This is a genomic window from Shewanella sp. NFH-SH190041 (assembly GCF_024363255.1).
Taxonomy (GTDB): domain Bacteria; phylum Pseudomonadota; class Gammaproteobacteria; order Enterobacterales; family Shewanellaceae; genus Shewanella.
This window is the reverse complement of sequence record NZ_AP026070.1, coordinates 1,408,366-1,432,988: the sequence shown is the minus strand read 5'-3', so window position 1 is coordinate 1,432,988 and position 24,623 is coordinate 1,408,366. Positions and strand designations below refer to the sequence as shown.

The 24,623-nt window shown below is 42.3% G+C and carries 18 protein-coding genes and 1 tRNA gene; 13 read left to right on the top strand and 6 right to left on the bottom strand.

Features of this window, described 5'->3' with window-relative positions; all coding sequences use genetic code 11:
- Positions 1 to 425: 425 nt before the first annotated feature.
- The 10 genes from NFHSH190041_RS06285 to NFHSH190041_RS06240 all read left to right on the top strand — a co-directional run bounded on the left by NFHSH190041_RS06285 (position 426) and on the right by NFHSH190041_RS06240 (position 10,516).
- On the top strand, positions 426 to 1,715 hold the full coding sequence (locus NFHSH190041_RS06285) for a flagellar assembly protein FlgT (protein ID WP_261924414.1): 1,290 nt from the start codon (positions 426 to 428) through the stop codon (positions 1,713 to 1,715).
- A 12-nt stretch (positions 1,716 to 1,727) separates the two neighbouring features.
- A complete protein-coding gene (locus tag NFHSH190041_RS06280) occupies positions 1,728 to 3,065 on the top strand; it encodes a 6-hydroxymethylpterin diphosphokinase MptE-like protein (protein ID WP_261924413.1) in 1,338 nt (445 codons plus the stop codon).
- A gap of 52 nt (positions 3,066 to 3,117) precedes the next feature.
- A complete protein-coding gene (locus NFHSH190041_RS06275; protein WP_261924412.1) occupies positions 3,118 to 3,609 on the top strand; it encodes a hypothetical protein in 492 nt (163 codons plus the stop codon).
- A gap of 181 nt (positions 3,610 to 3,790) precedes the next feature.
- Positions 3,791 to 3,866: transfer RNA gene (locus NFHSH190041_RS06270), tRNA-Arg, on the top strand.
- A gap of 169 nt (positions 3,867 to 4,035) precedes the next feature.
- Positions 4,036 to 4,500: a hypothetical protein gene (locus NFHSH190041_RS06265; protein WP_261924411.1), complete on the top strand. Its 465-nt coding sequence runs from the start codon at positions 4,036 to 4,038 to the stop codon at positions 4,498 to 4,500.
- Complete coding sequence (locus NFHSH190041_RS06260) at positions 4,497 to 4,874, top strand: hypothetical protein (protein ID WP_261924410.1); 378 nt, start codon at positions 4,497 to 4,499, stop codon at positions 4,872 to 4,874. The genes NFHSH190041_RS06265 and NFHSH190041_RS06260 overlap by 4 nt, the downstream gene beginning before the upstream one ends.
- A 273-nt stretch (positions 4,875 to 5,147) precedes the next feature.
- A complete protein-coding gene (locus tag NFHSH190041_RS06255) occupies positions 5,148 to 5,549 on the top strand; it encodes a hypothetical protein (protein WP_261924409.1) in 402 nt (133 codons plus the stop codon).
- A gap of 66 nt (positions 5,550 to 5,615) precedes the next feature.
- The gene (locus tag NFHSH190041_RS06250) at positions 5,616 to 6,542 is read left to right on the top strand and encodes a DUF1837 domain-containing protein (protein WP_261924408.1); all 927 of its coding nucleotides are present in this window, start codon (positions 5,616 to 5,618) and stop codon (positions 6,540 to 6,542) included.
- Positions 6,543 to 6,556: 14 nt separating this feature from the next.
- A complete protein-coding gene (locus NFHSH190041_RS06245) occupies positions 6,557 to 9,061 on the top strand; it encodes a DEAD/DEAH box helicase (RefSeq protein WP_261924407.1) in 2,505 nt (834 codons plus the stop codon).
- Between the two features lie 504 nt (positions 9,062 to 9,565).
- A complete protein-coding gene (locus NFHSH190041_RS06240; protein ID WP_261924406.1) occupies positions 9,566 to 10,516 on the top strand; it encodes an IS30 family transposase in 951 nt (316 codons plus the stop codon).
- Positions 10,517 to 10,600: 84 nt separating this feature from the next.
- Here the strand turns inward: NFHSH190041_RS06240 and NFHSH190041_RS06235 are convergent, their stop codons facing one another.
- The 4 genes from NFHSH190041_RS06235 to NFHSH190041_RS06220 all read right to left on the bottom strand — a co-directional run bounded on the left by NFHSH190041_RS06235 (position 10,601) and on the right by NFHSH190041_RS06220 (position 16,625).
- Positions 10,601 to 11,587, bottom strand: a complete 987-nt coding sequence (locus NFHSH190041_RS06235; protein WP_261924405.1) for a tyrosine-type recombinase/integrase — start codon at positions 11,585 to 11,587, stop codon at positions 10,601 to 10,603.
- Positions 11,527 to 11,883 (bottom strand): Arm DNA-binding domain-containing protein, encoded by a 357-nt coding sequence (locus tag NFHSH190041_RS06230; protein ID WP_261924404.1) that lies wholly within the window; start codon positions 11,881 to 11,883, stop codon positions 11,527 to 11,529. Before NFHSH190041_RS06230 ends, NFHSH190041_RS06235 begins: the two co-directional genes overlap by 61 nt.
- Before the next feature lie 549 nt (positions 11,884 to 12,432).
- Positions 12,433 to 14,085 carry a methyl-accepting chemotaxis protein gene (locus tag NFHSH190041_RS06225; RefSeq protein WP_261924403.1) on the bottom strand — a complete coding sequence of 551 codons (1,653 nt, stop codon included), beginning with the start codon at positions 14,083 to 14,085 and terminating at the stop codon, positions 12,433 to 12,435.
- 887 nt (positions 14,086 to 14,972) lie between these two features.
- Positions 14,973 to 16,625: a methyl-accepting chemotaxis protein gene (locus NFHSH190041_RS06220; RefSeq protein WP_261924402.1), complete on the bottom strand. Its 1,653-nt coding sequence runs from the start codon at positions 16,623 to 16,625 to the stop codon at positions 14,973 to 14,975.
- Positions 16,626 to 17,338: 713 nt separating this feature from the next.
- Here NFHSH190041_RS06220 and NFHSH190041_RS06215 point away from each other — a divergent pair.
- Positions 17,339 to 17,647 carry a DMT family transporter gene (locus tag NFHSH190041_RS06215; protein ID WP_261925062.1) on the top strand — a complete coding sequence of 103 codons (309 nt, stop codon included), beginning with the start codon at positions 17,339 to 17,341 and terminating at the stop codon, positions 17,645 to 17,647.
- A 94-nt stretch (positions 17,648 to 17,741) separates the two neighbouring features.
- Here NFHSH190041_RS06215 and NFHSH190041_RS06210 read toward each other — a convergent pair whose 3' ends face one another.
- Entirely contained in the window at positions 17,742 to 19,625 is a 1,884-nt protein-coding gene (locus NFHSH190041_RS06210) for a hypothetical protein (protein ID WP_261924401.1), read from the bottom strand.
- 38 nt (positions 19,626 to 19,663) lie between these two features.
- Here NFHSH190041_RS06210 and NFHSH190041_RS06205 point away from each other — a divergent pair, with 38 nt between their 5' ends.
- Both NFHSH190041_RS06205 and NFHSH190041_RS06200 read left to right on the top strand, forming a co-directional pair.
- Positions 19,664 to 19,963 carry a hypothetical protein gene (locus NFHSH190041_RS06205; protein WP_261924400.1) on the top strand — a complete coding sequence of 100 codons (300 nt, stop codon included), beginning with the start codon at positions 19,664 to 19,666 and terminating at the stop codon, positions 19,961 to 19,963.
- 1,160 nt (positions 19,964 to 21,123) lie between these two features.
- Positions 21,124 to 22,755, top strand: a complete 1,632-nt coding sequence (locus NFHSH190041_RS06200) for a methyl-accepting chemotaxis protein (protein ID WP_261924399.1) — start codon at positions 21,124 to 21,126, stop codon at positions 22,753 to 22,755.
- Between the two features lie 195 nt (positions 22,756 to 22,950).
- Here the strand turns inward: NFHSH190041_RS06200 and NFHSH190041_RS06195 are convergent, their stop codons facing one another.
- Positions 22,951 to 24,417: a C69 family dipeptidase gene (locus NFHSH190041_RS06195; protein ID WP_261924398.1), complete on the bottom strand. Its 1,467-nt coding sequence runs from the start codon at positions 24,415 to 24,417 to the stop codon at positions 22,951 to 22,953.
- Positions 24,418 to 24,623: the final 206 nt, after the last annotated feature.

The following is a 24,623-nucleotide window of genomic DNA, read 5'->3' as shown; positions in this document are numbered from 1 at the left end:
ACCCGAATATGTCCTGTTATCGGCTTAATACGACAAAGCTTAATAGCCCAGTAATTTGATATCCGCTTGTGTAAACACGCCGATTACATACTGAACCAACACAGATGACGCCCCCCTATCCCTCAATGTCATCACCTAAGCCCTATCCCCTCCCGCAGAGGTTGGAGCAAGCAAAAAAGTGGGATGATTGATGCGCCGCGCTAAATCAAGCCAAGCACAAGTCAGATGTAGGTCAGAAAAAGAAGAACACTTAGGAAGATGATGCAGACCCTGAAAGTAGCGACCACAGCAGCGGTAACACAACAACACCGATAACATAACTTAGCCACTGGCACAGAATATGAATACAAATCCACTGCCGCCAGCGGCAACCATTTTATTGCGCTAATTTATAGCGCTAAGAGTCAAGCAGTGGGATCATCAACATGGACAGTGCCAATCAGCAAATTGCATCCCCCAAAAGCCCTACCGGACGATTAATGGGGATAGCGCTAGGTAGGGTTAAACGACTAGGTCGCCCAAACCAAAGCCAAGAGCAAGAGCAAGGGCAAAACCGCAGCCACTACCTGTGTTTACTGTTGCTCGTTCTGATAACCCTGCTGATGCCTGCCCATGCCGCTTGGCTTGATGCCCATGGCAGCGCCGAAATCATCAATGAGGATATTGACCGCGCCCGCAATGAAGCCATCAGTCAGGCCATTAATTATGCCACCTTACAAACTGGCGTCAGTATCCAAAGCCAGCAACAGATCAGCAATGGCCAACTTATCAGTGACAATCTGGCTATCACCCGGGACTGGTCGGCATCAAATATCAAGCTTATCAGCGAGACAATTTCCGGCAATACCCTCAATGTGCATCTGCAAATTGCGGTCACAGATAACAGCACTGCCCAATGCGTCAACCAAAATATAAAAGCGGCGATATTTATTCCCGCCACTGCCATTAAAGACCGCCGCCAGCTAAATCAAGGGCGGCTAGCAGGACTCGGGCCAGCCTTATCCCGCCGCTTAGCACGCCAATTGGATACCCTATCACGCACCGCCTTTAGCCACCTGCACGCACAAGATTATCTGGATACTGAAATCAACCTTACAGACAGGCGCAGTTATCGCCTGCCCACTTGGCTGCTGAACAATACGGATAGCCAATACCTGCTATTACCAGTCATTGAAGATATCTCCCTGCAACCCAGTGCCAGCAGCTGGCTAAGTTGGTTTAGTGCAGGCAATCAGCGAATTTTTCGCCTTCACCTATCGCTCTATCACGGTATCAGTGGCGAAATGCTGTGGCAGGAACATTACCAACTCACCGCTGACTGGCCTTTCTCCCCAACGCAGCACATTGCCCCAGACAGTGACAGATTTTGGCTGTCCGATTACGGTCGCAGCATCGATAAACTGCTCGGTAATGCCGCCAAAGATATTGATACCGCACTGCTATGTCGCCCTGTGCTGGGGCAAATAATCGCAATGGCCGAACAGCACATTGTGGTCAATCTGGGGCGTAAAAACGGCCTTAAAACCGGCGATACTCTGACGTTAATTCAAAAACAAAGTGTGCGTGACCGGCTGTCGCAAATTCGCACTCAAGCCCACGCGGCTGGCACCAGTGTTACCGTAGAGCAACTCAGTGAAACCAGCGCTTCTGCCACCCTAAATGGGCCTGCCAGCCGACTGGCACTGCAACTGAATGATATTGTCACCAAAGAATAAACAGGATGGTTTATGTCCGCATTACTGCAACAAAACCTTGCGGTTATCGCCCAGCGCTGGCCAGCATTAGCCACACAATTAACCGCCACAGATATTCGCCACTTAGCCGCTTGTATGGTGCAGGGCCATGAGCAAACCATCAGTGTTAATGGCTTACAACTTAGCAGCCGCCATAACCGCCAGGCAGAAGCCGCTATGCTGTGCCGCCATCTGCCAGAGTTTGCCCCGGATGTGCAAATTTACGGCGTTGGCATGGGAGATGTGCCCCTGCATCTACTCAGCCACCACACCGCGCAGCTGCATGTTCATCTGTTAGATTTACCGCTGTTTGCCCTGCTGCTGCACTATACCGATCAGCGTCAATGGCTAAGCCATCAGCGAGTATTACTGCACAGCGCGCCACAATTTCATTATCCGGTCGATCCCTGGGTGGCACTCAGTGCTGATATGGCGCTATGCGGGCCGGCTTATGCCAGAGTGAGGGATTTACTGCTCTATGAACTCAACCGCAGCCATGTAAACCAGTTACGGCAACAGCGAGCCGGGCAATATACCGCGCGACAAGAAGAAAACCTGGCGCAATTACAACAAGACGCCGATATATCAGCCATGGCGCAACACTACCCTTGCCGCAGCGCCATAGTTATCGCCTCCGGGCCGAGTCTAGAGCAGGATTATCCCGCATTAGCACGTTTATCCGCCCAGCCCCGGCAGCAACGCCCCTTACTTATCGCCGTAGATACCGCAGTAAAAGGGCTACATCAGGCAGGTGTGATGCCGGACATCGTAGTGACTTTAGATGAACTGATCACTCCGCAAGTTATCGATGCGGCGCAAAGCCAACAGCAAGCGCTGGTGTATTTTCCCCGCACCCAACCTGCGGTGATACAACAATGGCAAGGGCCCAAATTTAATGCCTATACCGATTTACCACGGGATACCCCACTGGCCGCTAAGCTGCCAAAACCAAGACTATTTACCAGTGGCAGCGTATTGCACCCTGCCACCCATCTGGCAGTGCGCCTGGGGGCAAAACAGATCACCTTCTGCGGCGCTGACTTTGGCTATCCCGGCAATAAAGCCCATGCCTATTGGCAGCCCGGCGTACTATGCCGCGCGCCATCGGCATCACGCCATTGTGTGACCGACGGCAAAGGCGCTCGCCTGCACAGTGCGTTAAATCTACGGGGATATCTGCGGGCATTGGAACATTTTATTGCCGGTCAGCAACACGTCTCATTTTTCCGCAGTCAGCTTAGCGGCGCCGATATTTTAGGGAGCCATTATCGCCCCCTGAGCCAAGTATTAGTGGCAGACAATATGCAGGCGCCAAGCGTAGCAACACCCTAATCAGCAAAACGCACAAGCAAGGCTTGAACAACCACTGATGAAGTAACCAATAATGACACCATTAATCATGCACTTTACCCCACCAATACTGTATCCGGAGTATGCCATGCCCATACCTAAGCCCAGCGCTTTCACCCCGCCAAATAGCAACACAGATAACGGCAATAACAGCGCCCCACATACTGATACTGCCACCACAACAAAAGCGACTTTGACAAACTCAGAAGTGGTGGACAACAAGAGCACCGTGAGAAAAACCTCAGAGACAACAGCACTGACCGCCTTACTCAAGCAAGTGGTGTGTGATTTTCGTTGCAGTCGTGAAGCACGGGGAAATGCAGGCTATCAAACACTGCTAGATATGATGACGCAGCAATACGGCCAAACAGCCAACAGCCTGCAACATCAACAGATTAACCAGCGGCTGGTGTTATTTCAGCAGATGCTGGCCGCGCAACAGCGGCAAGACTGGTTATCATTAGCCGACACATTGGAATATGAATTAGCGCCGCTACTCACTGCCACTGAAGCGGGGCAATCCTAATGGTCATGCTCAAAACAAATGTTCAAAGCAAATGCTCAAAACAAGTGCTGGAGTCCACCCCTGATATGAATGGATAAAAAACAGCCTTTAAAGACGAGAAAACATTCAGCAGTGAACATTAATTAAACACTTAAATTTCAACGCTTTTCATCGGCAAGAAAAACAGTATAATCAACCACGTCTCCCTATAGCTCAACAGGATAGAGCAGCCGCCTCCTAAGCGGCCGATCGGGGTTCGAGTCCCTGTGGGGAGACCAGCTTTTATTGTGATATTTCAATAGCCCACCGCTAAAATCTCATTCTGCATCATAACGACCACATCCTTTTAGCACTTTTTTAAAGTCAGCGTTTTGGCCACTCCAGTGACAATCTGGACTATCCAGCTGTTTTCCGTTAGTTTTCTGTGAGCGTCACAGAGACAGGGAATTGACCGATATAAAGCCGGAACCAACCAACGAAAACTCCTCTTCAGAGAATGGGCAAAAGCTACAGGAGACGTCTGGAGACAGTGCTTACAAAACTCCCCACATCCAGCAAACGTTCAATGAAATCGCTCTGTTCAATACCTTACGCCACTACTGCTTTGTAGAAGATGGTAACGAACCGAGAGCCGCAAAGTACTGGTTCACGATAAAGCTTATCGCCCCAGACAAGGGCGCTTCGACTGTTTATATTACCAAGCATATTGATGGCGAAGAAAACAATGAAGACCGTTATGGCAACGAAACAAAAGAGTTAACCAAACAAGTTCGTGCATGGGCAACCTGTTGGGGCATACGCCAGTTTCAACAACTGGGCGGCGTATTCTGCAAACGCAACGACCAGACTATACGACTAGAGGACAACAGGAATCCCCGGCACATGCCGCGCCAGAGTGCGAAAAAACAATGACAGAAACCGGACATGAGAATCCCGAAAGTGATTCAGGATTATCCGGGAAATCCGGCAATCTGCTCACGGAAATGCAGGATAACACTACCAACCTGATTCAGCATGATTCCAAGAATATCCCGGAAGCGCCTCTCAACAATCCAGAAATGAACCAGCAAGCACTCCGGGAAGTGCCCCCGCAATTCCCGAATCAATCCGGGGAAATCCCGGAAGCCAAGACCAACCGTTATGGCGATGAGCAGCTAACCCGGTTGAAGGGTATCGTAAGATTGGGAATCGAAATCGTCACCAGAGTCCATGAATGGACACTTTCCGTTCAAAGCATGAGTCACGCTCCAAGCTCTAACCGCCTTTCCTTGGAGTACTGTCAATAAGTGTACAGGAGTGGACTTATCTAACATCTGCAATTTGATATAGCAGTTATAACCACCAATACACGGATTCACCATATCATTGAGCGAATAAGCCTGTACGTGAAAAAAGTGGAAGATGTCTTACATAACAACCTCTTATAACGTGATAATGTCCCGTGTACCTTTCGTAAGAACAGCCAAAATTTACCCCATTCAGGGCAGCAGGGACGCTGGAACCCATAATTCAGGGGCGGTAGCGTCTTCGGGTAAAACAATGAGTCAAAGGGCAATTCTATGATCGAACTAGTAACAACAATCTCCTTATGGGAGCTAATCAAGCATTGTAGTAGCTGGATATCAAATCTAAAAAGAGCAAAGGAAGAACGAAAAAAAGAATCTATTGAAGCTTTAAAACGTGTAGTCATAGCCTCTCGAAAAACAGCTCTTTATCTTAAAAAACGAGAACAAACGGGAACGAGGGACGTCGGGACAGAGGAAGAATTATCGATGCTTTGGACGGAGTTAGGTCTATCCCTTGAAGTGCTTAACGTCAATAAACTTGCTGAAAAATGTTTTATAAAAGGGAAACACTGGGAGAATCCAGATAAAACCGATATTGACTACTTAAAAAAATCCGATGTTGGATTAGAAAAAATGATGAATCATGCAATTAGCATACTGAAAGATTATAAATAACAAATCCTTATCCATGTTCATTGCATAATACCCCAATCGTTAACTACAAACCCAGAACAACAGTCTATGAAATTAGTAAAAGACATCGCTAACAAGATATCAGTTGAGCGACCTGACTTCTCAAACTGCATCAATATTGTTGAGCATAACCTTTCAATCACTGGCGTTGAAACGACAATTAGGCTTCACCATCTGAAATTCGATGGTAACAAAATGCCAATGGTTAATGCATTAGCAGACACTCTTTATGGGTATATCATTGATTACTGCCTATCAGCAAGGAATAGAGAAGATAACCTATCTAATAAACAGTCAGCCATATTAACCAAAGAAGCTAGAAAACTATTTAGACATCCAGAAGTTACTGATGATTCTCCGGACAAAACTGGTGAAGCAGGAGAAACGTTACTCTACTTTTTACTAGAAGCTGTTCTCGAAGCTCCACAAATGGTATCTAAAATGGAGTTAAAAACAAACCATAAGGACGAAGTAAAAGGTTCAGATGGTATTCACGCAAGATGGAATTCTGAGTTAGACATGGTTGACTTCTATTTTGGCGAGTCAAAACTATATAAAAATGCTGCAGACGCAATGACATCAGCACTAAAAAGTATAAGTGATTTCCATGATATTAAAATGTACCAACATGAGTTCACGATGGTTACCAAGCATTTTAAATATGCAGACGAAGAAGTTAAAAAGGAAATATCTAATCTATTCATAAATGGAAACCCTGGTCCAAATGTAAGGATCAATCATGCATGCTTAATTGGATATGATTATGGAGGTTATGCAAATACAGCATCACTTCAGCATAGAGAGATCCAGGAAACATTTGAGACTGAGCTTTTAACAAACGCACCAAAATTAACAAATTTACTACAGAAGAAGCTTGACAATTTCGATAAAAAACATCTTGTATTAGATGTTATATTTCTGCCTTTCCCGTCTGTAGTAGAATTTCGAAATGCCTTCAATGCTGCATTAGACTGATTATAGTGGTAAATATGAAGAACATCATAGAAAAGCTAAAGATTAGTAGCACCCTGACTCAACTTCCCGGTATATCCACAAGCGAAGAACTAATACTCAGCGAAAAAGAAAAAAACCAGTTGATGGGATACGCCTCAATATTATCACTATCAGATTCAGCCGAAGACAAAACATTGTCGTATGAAATAATAACTAGACTAATTGAATTAGGAGGAGTTAATAAAGATAACCTCCTCAACTTCGCAGAAGTCATTATGTCACGACTTGGAAATTTTCCTGCCAGGCAACTACTTCAGCAGAGATTTGATTATAATAACAAAAATAAATCTAGCTACTTAAAACTCGAATGCCTTAGCCGAGAAATTGAGAATTCGATTTTTATAAATGATGAGGCAATAAAACTAACAGACTTTCAATATAACTTCTTTTCTTCTTTAAACAATGAAAAAACTCTGAGCATATCTGCGCCTACTTCTGCGGGGAAATCTTTTGTACTAAGCCTAAACCTTGTAAATAAAATACAAAAGAATAACAACCAATGCATTGTGTACATTGTTCCTACGAGAGCCCTTATCAGCGAAGTATCAAATAGAATAAGAGAGGCGTTAAGAAAATACGATCTTGACGATGTTATAATTAGAACAGCGCCTTTCCCGATATCAAAAGAAAAGGCAAAGCTTGGTGTGATTTATGTCCTCACCCAAGAGCGACTTATGAACTTTTTGTTCGAACAAAAAGATAATACCCCAACCATTACATCTTTAATTGTTGATGAGGCTCATGAAATTCAGAATGGTAACAGAGGGATACTACTCCAAAGTGCGATTGACTTTTTAATCAAAAGCAATCCTCATGCAGAAATTCTGTTTGCAAGTCCGTTGATTAAAAACCCCGGTTACTTCCTAAACATATTTAACAAACTCGACAATGGGAAGTTTTTCACTGAAACCATATCACCAGTAGCACAAAATATAATTCTTATAGATGAGGTGCATAGAAGTCCAAGAGAAGCAAAATTCGAACTATTGGAAGAAAATAAAAAACTGCCTCTGGGAATCCGAAAGCTAGATTTCAAACTTAGAAATAACAAAGCAGCCCAAAGAGCGAAATTGGCATATTCCATTTCCAAAAATAAAGAGTCTGTCATAATTTTTTCTAATGGCCCTGCTGATGCTGAAAAGGTTGCAGCCGAGGTAAGAAACTGTGTCAATGATTTTACTATAACCAAAGATATAGAAATCTTCATTGACTTCATTGCAAAAGAAATTCACCCTGATTATCCATTAATTAACTGCCTAAAGTCAGGGGTTGGTTTTCATTATGGCAAAATGCCATCAATAGTAAGAACTGGTGTTGAAAACCTCTTCAAAAGTGAGCAGATTAAGTTTATTTGCTGTACCAGCACTCTATTACAAGGGGTAAACTTACCCGCTAAACACATCATCATTGAGAACCCGATGTCAGGAACATCGCCAATGTCAAGAGCCAACTTCCTGAACTTGTCTGGGCGTGCAGGTAGGTTACTAAAAGAATTCCACGGTAACATTTGGTGCATTAGGCCAGGCTCATGGGATACGAATTCATATGAGGGAGAAAAACTCCAAGAAATCACATCTGCAATAAGCAGCATTATGAATGATGGTGGAAAATTAATACAAGACCTACTCAATGATACAATCTCTAAAAAATTTGTTAATGATGCAGAAGTTGCACTTGTTAAAATATTTCAGGATTATCATTACTCTGACAGCGGTATAGAGATTGAATCATATAGAAATACTGAAAATTCAGAGTCACTTGATAAAACTCTAGAAGCAATTTCAAGCATTAAAACACAGCTCCCCCAGTCTATTATTGAAAAACACAAAAGTATTCGTCCAGATTATCTACAACGACTATTTGACGTCATTTCAAAAAATGCAAGTCTAGATAACTATTTACTAATCAATCCACACACATCAGGCGCAAACATAAAGATGAAAAAAGCCATTGGACTATTTAATAGCTGTTTCAATCTAGAGTTCAGCGAACCTTATATAAACTTGATAAACAGCTTAGCTTATAATTGGGCATGGGGTAAATCTCTTAGCGAGATATTACATTCGAGAGTTAGCTACGTCAAATCAAAAAATATAGAAATGAAGACATCTGAAATAATCAGAGAATATTTAGATGTTTTGGATAACGAAATTAGATTCAAGTTAGTTAAATACTTCTCTGCATATAATGATATTTTAAAGTATGTAATGATAGAACGAAAAATCATTGATGTAGAACTTGAACCATATCATATATACCTAGAATTCGGAACATGCAATAAAGACGCATTAAACATCATGGCGACGGGGCTTTCTAGATTTACAGCACTTCATCTATTAAAAGTTAGAAATATAATCCCTAAGACAAATGACCTCGATGATTACTATTCTAAAATCAAACTACTAGATGTAAGCAAGCTGAACATCCCTAGCCTTTGTAAACAGGAGATACAATCAATGCAAGGAATTATTCCGACATAGGAGCATATAAATCAAATAACTCCAAGTAATTATTGCAGTAGTTAAATTAAGAAACACCATTTACACAACATAACATTCAACTCTTGCCGTGTTATAGACAAGAGTTGAATGTTATCACTTAAAACTCAACCGAGTTTTTTCAATAACCTTAAAAGCATATAATTTGCAAACCTTTATTCAACCAAATCCAATAGACTCTAAAAAATAGTTGGCAGCGCATAATCACCGTTATTCATCACAATATAAACCAATGTCGCAGTTAGACATTATGATTATATCTCGAATCAAAATAAAAACAGATATCATTATAAACACAAAAAACATAATAGCAGTGTCTGGATTCATAATTAGCATAAATAAAGAAGAATATGATACCTTCTAATTTGTTTTAACACTGAGCTTGAATTCAGATAATAAGTGCACCACTCATGGTTAAACGGTGAGAAGAGATCAACTGCCTGTAGGTGGTACTCTATTGTCGCCAAACAAATAGAAGTCATTACCATGAGTTACAAGCAGTTGAACGAAGGGCAACGATACCAAATCGAAGCCTACTTACGCGAGGGCTTCAGCTATCGAGCAATCGGCAAACGCTTAAAAGTGAGCCACAGCACGGTGAGTAGAGAGGTTCGTCGCAACCGTATTCGTGACAATCATTATTTACCTGAAGTTGCACAGGCCAAGACAGTTAAGCGCCGCTGCCAGGCTGCCAAAAATCGAGTGTCTGAAAAAACTGTCACTTTCGTTGAGTTCGGACTGAAGCAAAAGTGGAGTCCTGAACAAATCGCTGGTGTAGGTCAACGCATCGGTTGCTATGTCAGTCATGCATGGATTTATGGTTTTATTCAGCAGGATAAGCAGCATGGCGGCAAGCTCTATAAAGCACTGAGACACAGTCACCGTAAGTATCGCAAAGGCTGCCATGCGAAACGGGTTATCATTCCAAATCGCATAGGCATTGAGCATCGTCCGGCAATTGTCGACGAAATAGCACGATTAGGTGATTGGGAAGCCGATACGGTGTTGGGAAAACAAGGCTCTGGTGCCATAGTCAGTTTGGTTGAACGCAAAAGCAAACTCTACCTAATCCGTAAAGTGCCCGCCAAAAGCGCAGCCGATGTGAGCCGGGCGATGATAGGTATGTTGTGGCAGTATCGTCGTCATGTTCATACCATCACGGCAGACAATGGCAGCGAGTTCTGTGACCATCAAAAGGTTGCACAAGCACTGAAGGCAGATATCTATTTCGCCAACCCATATTCATCATGGGAACGTGGGTTGAATGAGAATTTCAACGGTCTGTTGCGGCAGTATATCCGCAAGGGAACTGATTTACGCACGGTAACGGATAAGCAAATTGCTGACATTGAACGAGCACTTAACTTACGCCCAAGGAAGAGCCTTGGTTTCAAACAACCTGCTGCAGTATTCGATGAATTACGAAAAGCAGCTTAATGAAGCGAGTGGTGCACTTCGAGGTTGAATTCGCGAGACATTTAAAATACTAGCCATACAATATAATCAAATGGGCTCTTGTATTTATAGGATACTGAGCATCAACTCTCGCCTCTCCTCTGGCGAGAGTTGCTCTATCTCTTTGACCAGTCTCTCTACCCTGCTTTCTTCCACCTTTACATTCCTACCCAGCAAAGCTGCCGTAGTAATCCCTAGTTCAGCCCTTACTTGCTCGATATCCAGATGAGCATAGGTACTGGCCGTGATACTGATGTCACTGTGTCCCAAAAGTTTACTGGTGGTTTGAATGTTACCACCGCGCATTACACTCCAACTGGCAATGGTTCGCCTAAGATCATGGATAGTGACGCTCTCCCCTTTGCCTTCACCACGAAGCCCCGCCCTTTCAGTTATGCGATACCAGAAACTGCCCTTGGCAGACTTCTCGGTTACATGGCCTGTTTTGCTACCCAGGGACGGAAACACGAATTTCTGACCTGCCGCAGCCTCTGTGCTCCTGCGTTTAAGGATCTCCATAGCCTCAACCGTTAACGGCACAGCATGAGCTTTCTTTGCTTTCATCTTGGTTGTGGGGATTAACCAGATCCCGCGCTGATGATCTATCTCCCGCCATTCCATACTCAACACACAGTACTTGCGCTGACCTGTCAGCAGCAACAGCGTGATGATGTCCTGGTAGATTTGCGGCTCTTCGTTCAGACTTTCAATCAGGCTTCTGACTTCATCTTTACTGAGAATGCGTTCACGTTTGGTTTCTGCCAGCTTTTTGACTTTGGTAAAGGGATTTACTTCCTGCTCCCCATACATGGATTTGAGCAGTGTCAGGCACTTGTTACGCACTGAGACTGAGGTCTTGATTAAAATGCGCTTCAACAGGGTTTCAGCCTGCACACTATCAATGGTATCCACCTGCAAATGACCTATTGCAGCCTGTAGATGATTTCTCCAGGTTGAACGGGCATCCTGTAATGACTTAGGCCGCCGCTCACCTATCTTGATTTTGAGTTCAAACTCCAGCACCCAGGCATCAAACAGCTCCTGTACCAACATCGACAACAGTGCCTGACGTACAAGCTCCTGTTTAGCCGCTTTTTTTGTCTCGTTATGGTGCTTTCGGCAAAGTCTGAGGCGATTTGCTTTGCCCGCCTGCGGGCTTGTTCTATGGTAATTGCCGGGAACTCGCCTATGGTCACTGAGGTGTCTTTTCCTAAGTGCTTGCCGCGAAAGCGAAAAACTTTTTTACCCGAGGGCAAAACTTCCAGAATCAGGCCATTTACTGACTCTCTGTGGCCAAAATCAGCGATTCTGTACCTTTTTTCGGTGATTTTTGCTGCCTTCGAGAGCACGTTTTGTGAAGGTATTTTCAGTATTCATATGAACTTAGCCTCAAATCTGGTGCCGCCTATGTGCCGCCCCCGGAGTTAAAATAGCGTAAGTTCGGTTAAATAAAGTCAAAACACTAAATAATCTTTCAACCTATTGATTTATAATGATTCGTAAAATTCAGTTATTTTCAGTTAATGTCAAAAATAGCTCCTGTGGGGAGACCAGCTTTTATTGTGATATTTCAATAGTCCACCGCTAAAATTCCATTCTGCATCATAACGACCACACCCTTTAGCACTTTTTTAAATTCAGCGTTTTGGCCACTCCAGTGACAATCTGGACTCTCCAGCTATTTTCCGTTAGTTTTCTGTGAGCATCACAGGGACAGGGAATTGACAGATATGAAGCCGGAACCAACCGACGAAAATTCCTCTCTAGGGAAGGTTCAGAAGCCCAAAAAAATAAAACACCAAGTTTTAGTATTATGAGACATATTAAGAAAAACCCGGCTTAAGCCGGGGTTTTCTATCAAATGCTGGCATCCTGAAAAATGTCGATTGCCGTGACAATTAATCGAGTTCAAACCTACGGGTGGTTTCCAGCAACTCAGTGGCCAGTCGATTTAGATCATGACAGGTCGCAGCAGTGTGTCTTGCCCCTTGAGCATTATCATCAGCCACCCCTTGGATGGCCGTCATATTCCGATTTAACTCATCAGCAACCATATTCTGCTCTTCTGTAGCACTGGCAATCTGATTATTCATATCATTGATGGTATTAACCGCGGTATTGATACTGACAATACTTTCACCAGCTTTACCGGCCAATGCTAATGAACTCTCCATCTGTTGCCGACTATTTTGCATGGCTTCATCGGCTTGGGCGGTGCGACTTTGTAGCAGTTCGATGGTTTGACTGATCTCTTTAGTGGAATCTTGCGTCCGTTGTGCCAGCGTTCTCACCTCATCAGAGACCACCGCAAATCCCCGCCCCTGTTCACCAGCACGTGCAGCCTCAATCGCCGCATTCAGCGCTAACAGATTAGTCTGATCAGCAATCCCACGAATAACATCCAACACCATACTGATATTGGTGCTGTCTTGTTCCAGTTGCTGTACCACATCTGAGGCAATATCCAACTTATTTGCGACGGCATCAATACTGCTAACCGTCTCTTGCACCACCTCGGTTCCCTGCTCTACGGCCGTTCTAGCCTGATTAGCCGCCGTGGCGGCTTCTGTTGTATTACGCGCCACCTCACCCAAGGTTGACTGCATTTGTGTCATCGCAGTCGCCACATGCTCAATTTCACACTGTTGCTCGGTAATACCATGAGCTGACTGTTCTGATATCGCGCTCATTTCTTCAACAGCCGCACTTAACTGCACAACTGAAGCAGCAATTTCTGCAACTAAATCCCGCAGCCCATATTTCATGTCCCTTACCGCTTTAGCCAATGCCCCAATCTCGTCGTGATTGATTCTGTCATTATCCAGCCAATCACATAGTTCACTTCGTCCCAATTTTCCCTGAGTAATCGATTGAGCTTGATTCACCAACATAATTAAGGGATTACATATTTGACGCGTTAAAATCCCGGCTAACAACACAACCATCATTAATGCCAGTAACGTCATCACGATAATACCAAGCTTGGCAGAATCATAACTTTCCTGTGATATCTGCTTACTCTCATTGGCAAAATCATAATTCAATTTTACTAATTTTGTCGCATCCGTCATGATAACGCTGAATTTTTGAGGACCTTGTTCTAAAAAGAGCGTTAACGCCTGATCCCTGTGCCCCTGCTCTATCAAGGCAAAAACTTGCTGATGTAAGCGATAATAAATATCCCAATGCTTGATGATCGCATTATAAATATCAGCTTCTGACGCATCATATAGCATCTGACGATAACTACTGATACGCTCTCTCAGTTTTATTTCTTTCTGCACTAAAACACTTTGATAATTAGCATGAGCAGAAGGCACATTCTCAGTTAAAAAATAACCTAATTCATAACGACGAAAGTCAGCAATATCATCTCTAATGCCATTCGCGATATTAATACTTGGAATAGTTAAATCGGTTATATCAACAACTTCTTCATTGACTTTATAAAATAAATACCATGAGGACATTCCCATAAAAAGCAAAATGAGGCCCATTAATGAAAAAGCTAATATCAACTTTTTCCCTATCGTTAAATGTCGTAAAAACATAAAAAACCTTATCGCGAACTATTAAAACCAATTGATCATTTAGCGTTTAAATAACAGCAACACTTCATTAACTATTAAATGAAGAAAATATACTATGTTGTTCAAAAAATATGGGAGATACGATTATCTGACGCCATGGAATTTGATTTAAGCCCAATAAACAGCACATTAACTTTCAATTAAAATAACATGACAATATAAAGATGCCCACAGTGAAAGTTAAATTTACACTTCAAAAAGTTTTTCCGATTAATTTTGCATCACCAGCTAAATTATTAGGCAGAATTTGAGGTTGCTTGTTAAAATGTAACGAGATCGCTAAATATTAACGAATGTATGACAGGTTTATTATTGTGGATTACTGCACTACCGCGAGGTTTTAATACGCTTCACATTAGGATCTGTAATAGCAGTAGTTGATTGAGACGATGAACAGCTATAACTGATTGTTTTTACCATATAACAATTTACAGCCTCAGCAAGCTTAATGGAAAGATGCTGACGGTTGACAATGAATTTCACCATCTACGAAAAGTGAATCAACGCGATAATCAGGCGTTATAGCCAGCTTAGGACGTAGCAACACGGCTATGTTGATATTGATATCAATTTTACAAACAATGAAAATCATTATTAATTTATATAATGAATAAAAGTGACTTCAATTTATAATTTGAAGAGCAGATTTATATTTTATTCAAAATGATATTTGATACTTTGCATATTCTGAGTTAGCTAATAATCCATCATAAATAATATCGTATTTTTCTGCTCAAAAATGAAACATTAATAAACAAAATACCCATTTCTTAACCATAGCAAAAACCCGGCCTAAGCCGGGTTTTTGCTAACCACTGACATCCTAACAATGTCGATTGCCGTGACAATTAATCGAGTTCAAACCTACGAGTGGTTTCCAGCAACTCAGTGGCCAATCTATTTAGATCATGGCAGGTAGTCGCAGTGTGACGCGCACCTTGAGCATTATCATCTGCCACACCCTGAATAGTGGTAATATTGCGGTTAAGCTCATCCGCAACCACATTTTGCTCTTCTGTCGCACTGGCAATTTGATTATTCATGTCTGTAATCGTATTTACAGCAGTATTGATGCTGACAATACTTTCCCCGGCCTTACCCGCTAACTCTAATGAGCTCTGCATCTGATTGCGGCTGACCTGCATTGCCTCATCGGCCTGCGCGGTACGACTTTGCAGCATTTCAATGGTTTTGCTGATCTCTTCAGTTGAATCCTGCGTCCGCTGTGCCAATGTACGCACTTCATCAGAGACCACAGCAAACCCTCGACCCTGCTCACCGGCTCGGGCAGCTTCGATAGCAGCATTAAGCGCCAGCAAGTTAGTCTGATCCGCAATGCCACGGATCACATCCAGCACCATACTGATATTGTGGCTGTCCTGCTCTAATTGTTGTACCACGCCAGAAGCGATATCCAGCTTATCTGCTACGGCATCAATACTGGTCACGGTATTTTGCACAATATCATTACCGTGTTCAGCTGCACTACGAGCATGGTTGGCTGCATTAGCCGCTTCCGTGGTATTACGAGCCACCTCACCCAAGGTTGACTGCATCTGGTTCATCGCTGTTGCAACCTGATCAATTTCACTCTGTTGCTGACTCATGCCCTGGGCAGACTGTTCTGAAATGGCACTCATTTCTTCTACAGCAGAACTTAACTGCGATACCGAGGAGGTAATTTCGGCCACAAGTTCCCGCAGGCCATTTTTCATATCCCGCACAGCCTTGGCCAGGGCGCCAATCTCATCATGGTTGATTTTGTCATTATCCAGCCATTCGCACAGTTCGCTACGCCCCAGTTTACCTTGGGTAATTGAACGCGCCTGCCCCACTAACATGATTAATGGGTCACGGATCTGGCGGGTTAAAATACTGGCCAGCATAATCACCATCATCAATGCAATCAGCGTAATAATAACAATACTGACTCTAGCTGTGTGATAACTGTTTTCAGATAAACGTTTGCCATCATTAGCAAATCCGTTATTTATCTGCACCAGTTTTTTCGCATCGGCCATAATAATACTAAACTTTTTAGGCCCCTCAGTTAAAAAGAGTTTCTGTGCTTGTTCTCTTTTTCCCTGCTCTAATAAATCAAACACCTGATTATGGAAACTGTAATAATCGCCCCAATTATTTACGATGGCATTATAAGTTTCTGTTTCCTGCGGATCGTAAAGCGTTTTGCCATAACTATTGATTAAGCCTTCTAACTTACTCTGTTTTTGATCCATCACACTGCGGTAATTTGCTTTAGTCACAGGATCATCTTTAATCAAAAAATAACCAAGTTCATAACGACGAAAATCCGCGACTTCATCACGGATGCCATTCGCCATATTCATACTGGGGATGGTAGAGTCAGTAATATCAAGGACTTGGTAATTCATCGTATGAAAAAGATACAAAGACGATATACCCATAAACAGCAAAATCAGTCCCATTAAGGAAAAAGCCATTGCCAGCTTCTTCCCTATTGTCAAATGTCTTAAAAACATAAAAATCCTTATCGCAAAACTTTAAACCAACCCCATTGTTTTAACTTATGAACCTGTGACAACAGCCAATTAAAGCAATGAATCTAAAGGAGATAAAATGAAACTTCTCGTTAGACCATGAAATACCGAATAAGTTTATCTGCTATCTAGGGGTAATTACCTATTACCTTATTAAACTGATAATAATTTATCAATTATTAACAAAGTTATATTAAAAATCTTTAACCACACACCAGTGACTTTAATTTTGATTAAACTAACTGAGAAAAATAATTTATTTTCTAAATATTAATATTCTCTGAGAATGTATCCGCAACACTCTAATTCACAATGGTTTTTATGCTTAACCCAATGAACAAATTGTATACACGTCAGCCGACAAACTAAAATGCGGTTAAAAAAACACCTTTCATGCAAAAAACTCAATTATTGATTTTTCACTCTCTTGTCGACAAATTAAGCATTAACTAAAACTGATTAATTGATTAAATAAACATCACTTTATTTAACTAAGCAACCTTACATTCTTAAGTCCCTTTATCCTTTCACTAGAGTCTGTTGACCTTTCAAGTTTGTTTTTGCAGCGATTTGAGGATGCTTTATACAAGGCAGAGGCTTTGATAAAAGCGGCGACAACAAGACAAAAAAGATGTGACAAATCAGTCTGATTAGCGCAATCCGCCATGAGGAACTTAACAGCACAGGATGGAGAGATGGGATATTGGTATCTGGCAATAGCCATTGCTACCGAGGTGATGGCAATACTGCCCCTAAAAGTGTCACATGTTGTTAGTCACAGTATGCCAAGTACTGTCAGTATTATTGACTACTGCATTGCCTTTTATTTTCTGTCATTAGGGGCTGCTTACATAATATGGGCCGGTATAGGTATCCTTCTGGTCACCGTGATCAGCGCAATACTCTATCGCCAATTACCGGATCTTGCCGCTATTATCGGGACGGTATTGATACTCGCCAGCGTGATGATGATTAATGTCTACGCCAAAACCGTCAGGTATTGATATTCATCAGGCACACGCTGTGAACTGCCGATAATAAAACGCCCAGCGGATATCAACGCTGAGCGAGTCGTCGTTAGCTTGTACACGCAAGCTGTTACTGTAATCGGGTTTTAACCACTGCTGAAGCAATCTTATCTAGGGTGAGTTCAACTAATGCACCACGTTCATTGCCATCTAGCAAATACACATCGCCACGGTCTGTCACCATGGTAAAACCATGGGTATCTTTAAATACTTGCGTAACATTACCCATGATATTGCTAGACTTGCTTGTTACCCCTCCACCTGCAACTTGATAACCCCAACTGCTAACGTCGGTATTATCATCATGACTGGATGCCGCCATAAATGCTGTGCCATTAGAGATGAATGCTGAAAGATTTCGAGGATATTTAACATTATTACCCATTACCCAGCCATGATTTTGCGCATTATCTGCTGAGTCATAAGCATAGTATCGCGTAGAAGGCGCTGAACCATTTGGGGTATCCATACCCAAATGCCAAATACCTTTCCAAGAAAATGTCTTACCATTGTTTTTAATCACAGAAAATACATCACCGCCGGCTTGAATATCTAAGATATCGCTTAATTCATGGCGTACACTTGCCAGCTCATTGGAATAGGTATTTCCACCACTGAACACACTGCCCCAGGTGATCACATCTCCCCCTTCCGTTAAGGCAGCAAAGGCACCATCATCCGCCACCATTTTTTTCACATGTTCGAGGGGAATATTTAACTTATAGTTTTTATCTACTCGATTATGAGTGTCATTAAAACCGGCATAGCTATACGTTTTATCACCACCATAAGCCGGACTGCCCCAGGTAATCACTGTATCGTCATTAGTCAGCAGCGCATAAGCACCCTCTGTGGCTATAACATCTTTAAAGGTTTCAATGGGGGAATCATCCTTACTGTCACGTAATACGCCATGGTACATATCCCAGTTAAAGCGGGTCTTTGCTTTCACTTGTGGTGACAAAGTATCCCGATACACAAAATATTCATGGCTAGTTCGTCCCCATTCCAATAATTCACCCTTATCTGTCAGTACCACAAAACTCTGATGATCCTGATCCAGTCCAATAAATTTACTGATTTTGCCATCACCAATTTTCAGCGCCTTACAAGTACCGGAGAAGTCCGCCAATGTCATGGTATCCGTCACCAAACACACTTTGCCCGATACAGTTTTCAGTGCAATCCCATGGCGATTACCAGCGATCTGGTCATATTCTTCATCGCCCTGCAATTGCACATCGATAAAGTTTCCCAGCGCTCCCAATACAAATACCCGTCCCTGATCATCCAAGGCGGCAAAAGCCGATAAACTGGGTACTACATCGCTAAATGTATGGTCACTGAGCTGCTGTAAAAATGCATCAGACCCGATGTAGTCTTTACGTCCCCAAGTAAACAGCTTGCCATCCAGACTTAACTGAGCAAAAGCATGGAAATTCATTTCAATCTTGGCAATCTGATGGGAAAACGCCGCGGTCAGCTCCCGGGCAACATAAGCCCGGCCATTTTCATCCCGATTCAGACTGACAGTAACAGAATGATCAGCATATAAATTTAAACGGCCCTGTTCATTATGCTTATGATCAATCAACATCCGCTTACTGTAGCGATATTGCTGTATTGCAATACCTTTGTCTTGATAGGCATAGCGAACATTAATCAGCAATGGCTGTAAATGCTCATCACCTTGCAAGGTATAATTACAGCGATTTGATAACACTTGGTTATCTGCTGGATTTGCCGCCTCACGCAACCACTGACAGTGATACTGTACCCGAGAATTAAAGTTATCTCGGTCGTTATCAAACACCGCCCGAAAACTTAATGAATCTCCAGGGCCATAATCATCCGTTAATACCAACTCACCACGGATCCTACGGCTAAGATCGTCACGGGTGTGGTTAAAGAGGCTCCCGGTCAGCATCACACTGCTCGCGGGATGGCTCAGCAATTGCAGATCTTCAGGGGTCTGAGCTGCAAAGGTTTCTGGTGGCAGAACAGGTGCTGGTTCTGGCTCAGGGTCAGGTTCTGGTTGTGGCTCAGGCTGTGGTTCTGGCTCAGGTTCTGGTTGTGGCTCAGGCTGTGGTTCTGGCCGTAGCTCAGGCTGTGGCTGTGGCTCAGGCTGTGGCTGTGGCTCAGGCTGTGGCTGTGGCTGTGGCTGTGGCTGTGGCTGTGGCTGTGGCTGTGGCTGTTCAGGATTTGTCGGCACAGCAGGCATGCCAACATCTGGGACAGGAACCACCGGAGGATAACGCCCATCAGGCTCAGTCACATCAGGTTTGGGCGTAACAATATTGGGCTTTGGCAACTGTCTGTTTGTACCAGTTGCGGCGTCAGAGTGTGAATCAACGCTGCCAGTAGTGGCTGCTCCACCTTCACCGCCACCACAGCCTGCTAATAAAAGAGCTGATACCAGAAATAAAAATCGCATTAATTACACTCTGACTCAAAAATAAAGGCGGCGATATTAGCCAAAAAAGATACAAGTGTAAATCATGGATGAATAAAAAATTGACATTAGTTAATATTTAACTAAATACCTTTAAAAAACAATAAATTAATAACAAATCAAGTGTGAAGTATCTTTAAAAAACACATTGGCACGACCCATAAAGTCCACTTAGTCAATTCTTTTCCCCGCCTAATACAACAGCTTATTGATACAAACACACCTGTTTTACTTGTTACATAGGTCCTTTTGTCTAGAACATTACCAAAGTGAGATTGCTGCAAGTTATTCAAAATTCGCTAAGACTATCGATACCGAAGTAAAGCTATGCGCAAGGACACAAGGTCAAGGGAGGTTGGACCAAAAGAAGTTAGACAGCGAAAAATCAAACTGACTAAACAGTATGAAGGGCGATTTTGTACATCAAATAAAAACCAGCCTGCAATTCACCATATAAGCATATGCATTAATTTAATAGATATGTCATTTGTCAGATGTTGTATTTCATATATTCAATACCGATAGCCACCAGTCATAATAAGTGCATAATTATATGTTTTAGTGCTATAGTTTTGATTTATTAATCATTCACTAATTTAGTTATGCGTTATTATCAACATTCTTAGTATCAAAGATAAAAATAATCTGTATATAAAAACAACAAACGCGAACAAATAAAGCCCATATTACTTGATTGATCGTATATTATTTATCCCTCAACAGTGCTAAAGCCAATACTATCAATCACATTTCAAACAGAAATACGCCAATTAAATGCAATATCAACATTACATCTGGTCATTTATTATTTAAATTTGCCAAGCTAAATTCATCAAAACAAAACAAAAATAAATTTTTAATTAGATTGATATAACCCTAAAGATATATATGTTGCATTTTAACACTACATCTTATTTACCTGCCAAATAATCTCCATATAATTGCCGGGTTTGCAGCGCACCTTATACCCTCGCTGTTTGTCATTATATTTAGGTTCCCCATGTTTTTTAAAAACCTGTCTATCCGGACAAAAATTGCTGCAGCATTTGGCATCATTGCTGTAATCAATATTTTTTTTGGATGTTTTGTATACGCATCTCTTGGTTTTATCCACGGAGAATTAATCAATTTCACTGATCAAACCTTGCCTGCAGTAAAACAAGTCGATGCAATCCGTGACGAAATTGCCCTGCTGCGACGGGCACAATATGTTTTACTCGTGGAAAAAAATAATGCCAATATTAATTATCGCATCACAAAAATTGATCGTTACATCAGTGATATAAGTCAAAAACTCCAGGCCTACAGTCAAATTATCACCGGGCAGCAAGAGCTTGACGATTACAACCATCTTGCTGACTTATGGGAAAAATATAAATCTGTCAGCCAAAACGTGGTTTCCTCTATTCATCAGGGGCAAACAGATGATGCCTACCTTTATCTCAGTAACTCTCGCAAACGTTTCCACGATATTGAACACACAGTTACAGTCCTAGTAAACCAACTTAATACTAAGCTGGATAACAACCGTGACACTATCTTATCTACACTAACCAAAGTGGATGATTACTCGGTTTCACTTAATGGCATAGTACTCGTATTAATGGTAATTATTACCCTTGTACTGACCCGCTTAATCTGCCAACCACTGCGTCAAGTCGTATCCCAAGCCAATTCAATTTCCCAGGGCGATCTAACAGAACAACTGAACCGTCATTTAATTGGTGATGATGAGTTAGGTCAACTCGCTGATGCCACAGATACTATGCGCAATAACCTGCGTAAATTGGTGAATAATATTAATGGCGCAGTATCGCAATTGAACCATTCCGTTTCTTCTGTTGCGAATATTTCCGGACATTCTGCTAATGATATGCAACAACAACAGGCTCAATTACAACACATTGCTACTGCAATGGCCGAAATGAAAAATGCCGTCAGTGATGTTGCCCGTAACACAGATACTTCAGCAGAGCAGACTGAACAGGTCAATAGCCAATCCTATCAGGGTGTCAAGTACATTGAATCCATGGTCGCAGCGATTGGTGAGGTCGCATCAGTCATCAGCCAAACAGGTAATAAAGTGGATGAACTCGCACATCAATCAAAGCAAATTGATGTTGTTGTCGATGTAATCCGCGGCATTGCTGAGCAAACTAACCTACTAGCGCTAAATGCAGCCATTGAAGCGGCCCGCGCCGGCGAGTCAGGCAGGGGATTTGCCGTGGTGGCCGATGAAGTGCGGACACTGGCTGGACGTACCCATGAATCAACCGGGGAAATCACCTCAATCATTGAAAAACTGCAGCAAAGTAGCCAAGACACAAAAGATGCCACCGATCATTGTCGTGTCAGTATTCAACAATGTGTTGAACAGGCTCACCAAGCGCAAAGTTTAATTTTAAGTATTCAGCAAGGGATAACTGAGGTAACTGATACAGGTATCCAGATTGCCAGTGCCTGTAATCAACAAGATTGTGTTGCTGAAGAATTAAATCGTAATATCAGTAATATTCATACAGCATCGCAAACTGTTGCAAAAGGCTCGCAACAAACCGTCAAAGCTTGCCATGAACTGACCGAGATTGCGGGCTCATTACAGCAAGCCATGGCCAATTTCAGACTGGCCTGAGCCCGAGGGGCTACTGACCTTGCGAGTTTGTTTTTGCCGCGATTTGAGAGTGCTTTATACAAGGCCGGGTCTTTGATAGGTAGTCGCACTACCGGATAAACCGATAACACAGTAGACAGCATCCTCAAACGCTGCCCGTAGAGTTCAGATAAAAGCCCCATCATATCGGGGCTTTTATCTGCTTACACTAACCGACTATGCACCGGCAAAATGATATTTATGATCAATATCTGCTGTCAGCTTGGTAATTAATTCCAGTTGTAGCTTTTTCGCTGTTGCCATGGTCTGGTTGGCAATAGTGATTTCAAAATCATCCAGCAATTTCTGGGCAGCTTTTGGATCTTTCTTATAAAGTGCTAAATATTCCTGCTCAGTTTTATGCATCAACTGCGCCTGCTCTTGCTCCATTTTTTGATAAGCAGACTGCACAATTGGCGCAAATTGCTTGTAATCTACCATGGCCAACGTCTGCACAGTACGTAATTGCCAGAAGGCTGAGTGTTCATCCGCACTATTGCCCCCCTCACGGAAGATATGTGGAATTTTCGCACCTTCATAAAATGGAATATAAGGTGTCAGCGCTGTCATTCCCCAACCAATATAAGTCACCTCACCAATCGCCTGAGGTAATTCCGGTCTTACCTGTAAAATATTCGATTCATAGGTACGGAATACAGAAATAGGCCGTTTAGGTGCATAAGGATCTTTTTCTGCATAAGGATCATCTTTAGTGCCCTGATAATGATCTCTTAACCCTGCTTTAATATCATCCACAGTCAATAACTTCTCCGGTTTAGTAAATACCGGAAATGCCATTGGTTCGCTCAACACTGTGGTTAAGTGAGGATTGTATTGATGCTGTAGACGTAATACTCGTGGATAATTATATCTCACATCTGTTTTATCATCTTTAGAGTAGACTTTATGAAAATCAAATACGCCATCCTGCTGTGGATTATATAATCCATGTTGCTCGGCAAAACGGATAAGATCAGGACTTGCCAAATAGTGAGCCGTGTCTTTGGGATCATATTGCTGCAATCGCCCTTGGTTTGCAGAGACAAAACAATCCTCACTATTTAATTTAGTGGCCATCCACTGATGTCCGCTGGCTGTCTCTAAGTACCAAATCCCATCCGGATCAACAAAAGCAACACCAAACCCTTCAGCTGCACCGCGATCTTCAATAATCTTACCCAGAATTTCTACACCTTCTTTGGCTGTTTTAGCTCTAGGTAAAATCACATTGATAATCGAATCTTCATTAATACCGGTATTCTCGACATAGGGGTCAATTTTCAATACCGCTGGATTATTGAAAATAGTTTCAGTGGCAGTCATCCCAACGCCGGCTTCGTTAAAGCCTGCAGAGCCCCAAGAATGATCATGAGTCATTGCTTTAGCAAAACTGTCATAAGCCAAACTGGTTTTAGGGACCGGATAAGTGAAATCATTAAAGCTAGATTTAAATTTCCCGGAAGCATTATCAATTCGAGGATGATGGAAATAATGCTGATTAGTCAACGCACTGTGATCAGCATTACGCGCAATAATATAACTGCCATCCGCTGTTGCTTTATCACCAACGAGAATAGTTGTGCAAGAAAATACTGCAGGCAAATATAAAATAGAAAGCAAAGATGCAATAACTGATAATTTCATAGTGAGGGTAGATAAAATATGTCTTGGTGTAAAAAAGCATATTTTATGTGCAACGATTAAATTGTGAACTGAAACACATTAGAGATATTAATAGTTTTTCACTCTATAGATATAATGAATTCATAAATCAATCGCTATATTCATAATAAATAGTATACGTGTTACTTTTTTACTCAGATATAAATTAATAAAAACTGTAATACCGT